The organism is Bartonella sp. AC10YNML, from assembly GCF_042196825.1.
GTDB lineage: Bacteria > Pseudomonadota > Alphaproteobacteria > Rhizobiales > Rhizobiaceae > Bartonella.
Genome location: NZ_JBHIRA010000008.1, coordinates 74877 through 83195 on the forward strand (window position 1 = coordinate 74877; position 8319 = coordinate 83195).

An 8319-nucleotide genomic window follows, 5' to 3' on the forward strand; every position below is an offset into this window, starting at 1 on the left:
TTTACTTTTAAAAACAACCTGTATAGCCTTAATAAGGTTATTGAGCCTCTTAAAGTAATAAGAGCGCAGCCTTTTTCTAGTGCGCTCCTTGAATTATTATTCTGTCGTATCAGACAATGCCCGCTGTGCAATAAGTTCACGCGCATCATCAAGCTCCACATTAAGAGCAAGTGAGCGCATTTCTTTTACCAACACATTAAAGCTTTCGGGTATACCTGCCTCAAATGTATCATCACCACGCACAATTGCCTCATAGACTTTTGTTCGACCAGCCACATCATCTGATTTTACTGTTAGCATCTCCTGCAAAGTGTATGCAGCACCATAAGCTTCAAGTGCCCAAACCTCCATTTCACCAAAACGCTGACCACCAAATTGTGCCTTACCTCCTAATGGCTGCTGCGTAACAAGTGAATAGGGACCAATAGAACGTGCATGAATCTTATCATCAACAAGGTGATGCAATTTCAACATGTAAATATATCCCACCGTTACTGGACGATCAAAAGGCTCCCCAGTACGACCATCATAAAGCGTAACCTGCCCTGAACTATCTAATCCTGCGTCTTCCAGCATCATGTTAATATCAGACTCATGTGCTCCATCAAAAACAGGCGTTGCAATTGAAACCCCTTTCTTCATCTGTAAAGCCAATTTGTAAAGGCTTTCATTATCATACTGACGAACTGGTTCATTATGATTATCATCAGGCATAAGATTTTCAATACGCTGACGCAAAGGAAGTATATCCCCAGTTTCTTGATATAACTCTAACAAATCGCCAATCTTCTTGCCCATCCCGGCACATGCCCAACCAAGGTGCGTCTCAAGAATTTGTCCAACATTCATACGACTAGGCACACCAAGTGGATTCAAGACGATATCAGCATGGGTCCCATCTTCAAGAAATGGCATATCTTCTACGGGAAGAATACGTGAAACAACACCCTTATTCCCGTGACGCCCCGCCATCTTATCACCTGGTTGGATTTTGCGTTTCACAGCCACAAAAACCTTCACCATTTTCATGACACCAGGAGGCATTTCATCACCTCTTTGGACTTTTTCAACTTTATCCATAAAGCGACGTTGTAATGCTTCTTTTGATTCATCATATTGCTTACGCAAAGCTTCAATTTCATTTTGAAGCTTTTCATCCTCAACAGCAAATTGCCACCACTGTGATCGTGGATAATGCCCCATTACTGTACTATCAAGCTTTTTACTACCCGAAAAGCCTTTCGGACCTTCTACAGCAACTTTACCCGTCAACATATCGGTAAGACGCGCGTAAACATTGCGATCAAGAATCGACTGTTCATCATCACGATCTTTTGCTAAACGCTCAATTTCTTCACGCTCAATTGCCATAGCACGTTCATCTTTTTCCACACCATGGCGATTAAAAACCCGAACTTCAACAACAGTACCAAAAGTCCCAGGTGGCATACGCATAGAAGTATCACGAACATCGGATGCCTTTTCCCCAAAAATTGCACGCAGAAGCTTTTCTTCCGGCGTCATAGGACTTTCACCCTTTGGTGTAATCTTTCCAACTAAAATATCACCTGGTTGAACTTCAGCACCAATATAAATAATGCCAGCTTCATCAAGATTTCTTAACGCCTCTTCCGCAACATTAGGAATATCACGCGTAATTTCTTCTGGACCAAGTTTTGTATCACGTGCTGCAACTTCAAATTCCTCAATATGAATCGAAGTAAAGACATCATCAGCAACAATGCGCTCAGATAACAAAATGGAATCTTCGTAATTGTATCCATTCCAAGGCATAAAGGCTACAAGAACATTCCGCCCAAGAGCTAAATCACCAAGATCCGTGGATGGACCATCTGCAATGATATCACCCTTCTCTACCCTATCACCGACATGCACAAGAGGACGCTGATTAATACAAGTGGACTGATTAGAACGCTGAAATTTTTGTAAGCGATAAATATCAACACCTGATTTTGAAGGATCTAAATCTTCTGTTGCACGGATAACAATACGGGTCGCATCAACCTGATCAACAATACCACTACGTTTTGCACTCACAGCAGCTCCTGAATCGCGTGCAACAACGGATTCCATTCCCGTACCAACAAAGGGTGCCTCAGCGCGTACAAGAGGAACTGCCTGACGCTGCATGTTCGATCCCATCAACGCACGATTCGCATCATCATTTTCCAAAAATGGAATAAGCGCTGCTGCAACTGAAACCAACTGTTTTGGTGAAACATCCATCAAATCAACATGATCGCGTGGCGCCATTAAAACTTCACCTGCATGACGGCAAACAACAAACTCTTCTATAAAGCGGCCTTCACTATCTAATGAAGAATTAGCTTGAGCTACATAATGCTTTGCTTCTTCCATCGCAGAAAGATAAATAACTTCTTTTGTGACTTTACCATCAATAATTTTTCGATATGGGCTTTCAATAAAGCCATATTTGTTAACCCGAGCAAAGGTTGCTAAGGAGTTAATCAGACCAATATTGGGGCCTTCTGGTGTTTCAATCGGACAAATTCGACCATAATGCGTAGGATGGACGTCACGAACTTCAAAACCCGCACGTTCACGAGTCAAACCACCTGGACCAAGAGCAGAAAGACGGCGTTTATGGGTAATTTCTGACAATGGATTGGTTTGATCCATAAACTGAGACAATTGTGAAGACCCAAAAAATTCACGGACCGCTGCTGCCGCAGGCTTTGCATTAATCAAATCCTGTGGCATAACTGTATCAATTTCAACCGATGACATACGCTCTTTTATCGCACGCTCCATACGAAGAAGACCAATGCGATATTGATTTTCCATCAACTCCCCGACGGAACGAACACGACGGTTGCCAAGATTATCAATATCATCAATTTCACCACGTCCATCACGCAATTCAACCAACATCTTAACAACAGCAATAATATCCTCTTGGCGTAAAATGCGAACTGTGTCTGGACAATCAAGATCCATACGTAAATTCATCTTAACACGCCCGACAGCGGAAAGATCATAACGCTCTGGATCAAAAAACAATGAATGGAACATTGCTTCTGCTGTATCGATTGTTGGTGGTTCACCTGGACGCATCACCCGGTAAATATCAAATAACGCATCCTGCCGACTTTCATTTTTATCTACCTTCAAAGTATTGCGGATGTAAGCGCCAATATTCATGTGATCAATATCAAGAATATTGACTTGATCAGCACTAACATCGAGCAGAATTTTTAATACTTTTTCGTCAATTTCATCACCAGCTTCAAGGTAGATTTCACCTGTTTCGTAATTGACGATATCTTCGGCTAGATAACAACCTAATAAATCATCTTCACTAACTTTAACCGCTTTAAGTCCTTTTTCTACCAAAGACTTTGCAGTACGAACTGTTAATTTTTTACCAGCCTCCGCAACGACTTCACCACTATCTGCATCTATAAGATCAGAAATGAGCTTCATTCCTTTAAAGCGATCCACAGAATAAGGAACACGCCATCCTTCTCCATCACGCTCATAAGTCACTTTATCATAAAACGTCGATAAAATATCCGACGCATCCATACCTAATGCCATCAAAAGACTAGTAACAGGAATCTTGCGCCGTCGATCAATACGCGCATAAATGATATCTTTAGCATCAAACTCAATGTCAAGCCAAGAACCACGATATGGAATAACACGAGCAGCAAAAAGAAGCTTTCCTGATGAATGGGACTTTCCTTTATCATGGTCAAAAAAGACACCAGGAGAACGATGCATCTGAGAAACAATAACACGCTCCGTACCATTAACAATAAAGGTACCATTCGTCGTCATTAAAGGCATATCGCCCATATAAACGCCTTGCTCTTTAATATCTTTGATATCTTTGGAGCCAGTATCCTCATCAACATCAAAAACAATCAAACGCAATATGACCTTTAATGGGGCAGCATAAGTTAAATCACGTTGACGGCACTCTTCAACATCAAATTTTGGTAAATCAAATTCATAACCTACAAACTCAAGCATAGCTGTCCCGGAAAAATCTGAAATAGGAAAAACCGATTTAAAAACAGCTTGCAAACCTTCATCTGGTCGCCCACCTTTCGGTTCCTCAACCATGAGAAATTGATCGTATGAGGCTTTTTGAACCTCAATAAGATTCGGCATTTCTGCTACTTCAGGAATCTTACCAAAAAATTTCCGTACGCGCTTACGACCATTGAATTGAGACATCATTGCGTGAGTCTGAGCCATCGTCGCTCCTTGATCTTTACTGTTCAAGGTAGACCAACCTTGAAAGCCTTATACCATTAACCTGCATATGCAGACCAGTTCACTTGACACTCATAATGAGCATCATTAACTTTCCCCACCAACATAAGCCATTTATCTCTTTGACTCTATGATGAAGGGGGAAGTAATCAAAACCTATCCCTTTCATGTTACGAAACCATTGGGAAAAGGTTTTTTACTCATTATTTTCCCTCTTTGTATTAAGAGAAAGAAAATCGGCGAACATAAATGTTCGCCGATAAAATTAAATTTACTTAAGTTCAACTTTAGCACCAGCAGCTTCAAGTTGAGATTTAATTTTCTCTGCCTCTTCTTTAGAAGCACCTTCTTTAATAGGCTTGGGTGCTCCTTCAACCAGATCTTTAGCTTCTTTAAGACCAAGTCCAGTAAGGGCACGAACTTCTTTAATAACATTAATTTTTTGTGCGCCACCTTCAACAAGAATAACATCAAATTCTGTTTTTTCTTCAGCAGCTGGAGCAGCAGCACCAGCAACAGCAGCGACAGCTACAGGAGCAGCAGCCGAAACCCCCCACTTTTCTTCAAGTAACTTAGAAAGCTCAGCAGCTTCCAAAAGGGTTAGATTAGAAAGGTCTTCTACGATCTTCTCTAGATCAGCCATTTTTAAATTCCTTCAATTAAAAGATTTGAACCATTATTAAAACTTATCCAAAAAAACAGAAAAGCATTAAAGCTTTTCCATAAACATGAATACAAACAGCCTTAAGCCGCCTTATCCTCCTGAGCATATGCTCCAATGACACGCGCAACCTGACCAGCAGGGGCATTAACAACCTGTGCAATACGGGTCGCAGGGGTAGAAATCATACCCACAAGTTTTGCACGCAACTCGTTTAATGAAGGCAATGAAGCCAATGACTTCACAGCATCTACACTTAAACTTGTTGCACCCATTGAACCACCAAGGATGACAAATTTGTCATTGCTTTTCGCAAAATCAACAGCAACTTTTGGTGCTGTGATTGGATCTTCTGAATAAGCAATAAGTGTTTGTCCGGTAAACAAACCCACTATCGATTCAGATTCCGTGCCCTGAAGAGCGATTTTAGCAAGACGGTTTTTGGCGACCTTAACGGCACCGCCAGCTTCACCCATTTTCGAACGCAGATCATTCATCTGTGAAACTGTCAGACCGGAATAATGTGCAACAACAACAGAACCAGACTTCCGAAAAGCCTCGTTAAGCCATGTAACAAATTCGCGTTTTTCCGCTCTATTCACTGTCTCTCTCCATTTAACAGATTTGCTTAGAACAAACCTGTTGGTTACCTTTGATAACATAAAATACTTCATGTCACCGATGAGGATCCTGTCCCCTTTTTCACGCACAGCGTTCAAAGGCAACCTTGGCTCAAACCCTTTAAGTCTTTTAACTCTCAGTTTTTACCCCAGTCTCATGCAGGCTTTTTTGATTAAGATACTTAAAAGTATCACCTACAATCTCGGACAGGATATTCCGGAATTTCTTCCGGTACAACCTAAGCTCTATAAAGCTTAGATAGCTAGCTGATCAAAACCAGCATTTAAAATACAATTTTGATGTTCATATACCCCAAAACAAAATTATAAATTAGCTTATACTGTCTCTGAACGAACTGTTGCTGGATCAACTTTAACACCAATCCCCATAGTCGAAGAAACAGCAACGCGCTTAATATACTCACCTTTTGCACCTTGCGGCTTAGCTTTAATAACTGCACTTGCAAAGGCTTTTATATTTTCTACGATTTTTTCAACACCAAAAGAAGCCTTACCAATACCAGCATGCACAATACCGGCTTTTTCAACACGAAACTCAACAGCACCACCCTTAGACGCTTTGACAGCACCAGCAACATCAAGTGTTACAGTACCAACTTTGGGATTGGGCATCAAACTCCGTGGACCAAGAATCTTACCAAGACGACCAACAAGAGGCATCATGTCTGGTGTTGCAATACAACGATCAAAATCTATAGTCCCTCTATTAACGCTTTCAAATAAATCTTCGGCACCCACAATATCAGCTCCTGCCGCCTTAGCTTCCTCAGCCTTATCCCCACGAGCAAAAACGGCAACACGAATATTTCTTCCTGTTCCATTAGGCAAATGAGCAACACCTCGAACCATTTGATCAGCATGACGAGGATCAACACCCAAATTCATTGAAATTTCGATTGTTTCATCAAATTTAGCAACGGCACGCTCCTTAACCATTAAAACAGCATCTTTTAAAGCGTAAAGTTCACTAAAATCGATATCTTTTCGGATATTTTTTATTCTCTTTGCTACTTTTGCCATAATACTAGCCCACCACTTCCAAACCCATCGAGCGAGCAGAACCTTCAACCATACGCATCGCTGCCTCAATGTCATTTGCATTAAGATCTTTCATCTTTGATTCCGCAATCGAACGAATTTTATCGCGAGAAATACTTCCTACAGACACTTTACCAGGCTCTTTTGAGCCAGATTTCAGGTTTGCTTCCTTCTTTAAAAAGAATGATACAGGAGGCGTCTTGAGAGAAAATGTGAAAGATTTATCTTGGTAATACGTAATAACAACTGGAATCGGTGCCCCCTTTTCCATTTCTTGTGTCGCTGCATTAAACGCCTTACAAAATTCCATGATATTAATACCACGCTGCCCAAGAGCTGGACCAATCGGTGGAGATGGAGTAGCAGCTCCTGCAGGGACCTGCAACTTAAGCTGACCTATACTTTTTTTTGCCATAACAATCTGCCTTTAATTTCACTGGTATACTGACAATTCATCTTGCCCGTCACCCGCTTGCAGTCACGTGGTTCGGATCATTAAGCCGACAAAAGCTATAAATCACCTCCCACTCCTTCCTTAAAGTAATAAAAACTACTCTAAGTTTAATCAGAGTTTTTCAACCTGACCAAATTCCAAATCAACAGGCGTAGGACGCCCAAAAATAAGCACTTCAACCTTAAGACGAGAGCGCTCTTCTTCAACCTCTTGAACAATTCCATTAAACGAAACAAAAGGACCATCAGCAACGCGAACTTGCTCTCCAACCTCAAACAATACAGAAGACTTTGGAGACTCAACCCTTTCCTGAACTTGTTTGAGAATTTGCTCAACCTCTCGATCAGAAATGGGAACAGGACGCGCATCCGATCCTAAAAAACCTGTCACTTTAGGCGTATTCTTAATAAGATGATAAACTTCATCTGTTAACTCAGCACGAACAAGAACATAACCAGGAAAAAATTTTCGCTCAGTATCAACTTTGCGTCCACGACGAACCTCTACAACACGCTCTGTTGGAACAAAAATCTTTTCAAAAAGATGATCAAGTCCCTTCTGCTTTGCCTCCTTATCAATAGCTTCCGCTACTTTCTTTTCAAAATTTGAATATGCCTGAACAATATACCAACGAGCTGCCACAGTCACACTTCCTTACATTCTCAACTAAAAAGATATTTCAGAAGATCAATAACCCGCCAAACACCAAAATGCATAACCTGATCCACAATAAAAAAGAAAGCTGAAGCCAATGCAGTTACCAACAAAACCATAATAGTAGAAATAACCGTCTCACGACGTGTAGGCCATTTCACTTTAATTGTTTCTGCATAAACCTGCTTCAAAAAGGTAATCGGATTGGTTTTAGATGCCATCGTCACACTATACTCTCTCTAGTCCTATTGTGTTTTATAGAACAAAATAAACAGAAAAAAATGCAAAAGCCAACTTTCAGACTTATGCAATTTCCTTACTTTCTATTCAATACCGTTTCACACACAAAAAAACAAGCCCCATATCAAAAAAAGCGAAAAAGGCAGCAAAATCCACTCCCTTATATGTAAAATCCCCCTTTGGCAGGGGCAGCAGGACTTGAACCCGCGACCTGCGGTTTTGGAGACCGCCGCTCTACCAACTGAGCTATACCCCTAACTCTCAAAATTAAAATACTTTTAACACCCCTTTAACAAGCATTATTTATTCAATGATCTTAGAGACGATACCGGCACCAACAGTACGACCACCTTCACGAATAGCAAAAC

General features: G+C 41.0%; 7 protein-coding genes, 1 tRNA gene and 1 pseudogene. All 9 read right to left on the bottom strand.

The features are described from left to right. Nucleotides 1-96: 96 nt before the first annotated feature. Complete coding sequence (gene rpoB / locus ACFINA_RS05785; protein ID WP_375615220.1) at nucleotides 97-4245, bottom strand: DNA-directed RNA polymerase subunit beta; 4149 nt, start codon at nucleotides 4243-4245, stop codon at nucleotides 97-99. 289 nt (nucleotides 4246-4534) lie between these two features. Next, nucleotides 4535-4906, bottom strand: a complete 372-nt coding sequence (rplL, locus tag ACFINA_RS05790; RefSeq protein ID WP_012755028.1) for a 50S ribosomal protein L7/L12 — start codon at nucleotides 4904-4906, stop codon at nucleotides 4535-4537. A 101-nt stretch (nucleotides 4907-5007) separates the two neighbouring features. After that, nucleotides 5008-5526 (bottom strand): 50S ribosomal protein L10, encoded by a 519-nt coding sequence (rplJ, locus tag ACFINA_RS05795; protein ID WP_375607229.1) that lies wholly within the window; start codon nucleotides 5524-5526, stop codon nucleotides 5008-5010. Between the two features lie 354 nt (nucleotides 5527-5880). Continuing rightward, nucleotides 5881-6585, bottom strand: a complete 705-nt coding sequence (rplA, locus tag ACFINA_RS05800) for a 50S ribosomal protein L1 (RefSeq protein ID WP_375607230.1) — start codon at nucleotides 6583-6585, stop codon at nucleotides 5881-5883. 4 nt (nucleotides 6586-6589) lie between these two features. Beyond that, nucleotides 6590-7018 carry a 50S ribosomal protein L11 gene (gene rplK, locus ACFINA_RS05805; protein WP_273723157.1) on the bottom strand — a complete coding sequence of 143 codons (429 nt, stop codon included), beginning with the start codon at nucleotides 7016-7018 and terminating at the stop codon, nucleotides 6590-6592. A gap of 150 nt (nucleotides 7019-7168) precedes the next feature. Then, on the bottom strand, nucleotides 7169-7699 hold the full coding sequence (gene nusG, locus ACFINA_RS05810) for a transcription termination/antitermination protein NusG (RefSeq protein WP_273790740.1): 531 nt from the start codon (nucleotides 7697-7699) through the stop codon (nucleotides 7169-7171). A gap of 20 nt (nucleotides 7700-7719) precedes the next feature. Continuing rightward, nucleotides 7720-7932, bottom strand: a complete 213-nt coding sequence (secE, locus tag ACFINA_RS05815; protein WP_273790652.1) for a preprotein translocase subunit SecE — start codon at nucleotides 7930-7932, stop codon at nucleotides 7720-7722. A gap of 199 nt (nucleotides 7933-8131) precedes the next feature. Beyond that, nucleotides 8132-8207, bottom strand: a tRNA-Trp gene (locus ACFINA_RS05820). A gap of 47 nt (nucleotides 8208-8254) precedes the next feature. Then, nucleotides 8255-8319: pseudogene (locus tag ACFINA_RS05825) on the bottom strand (elongation factor Tu); the annotation flags it as partial.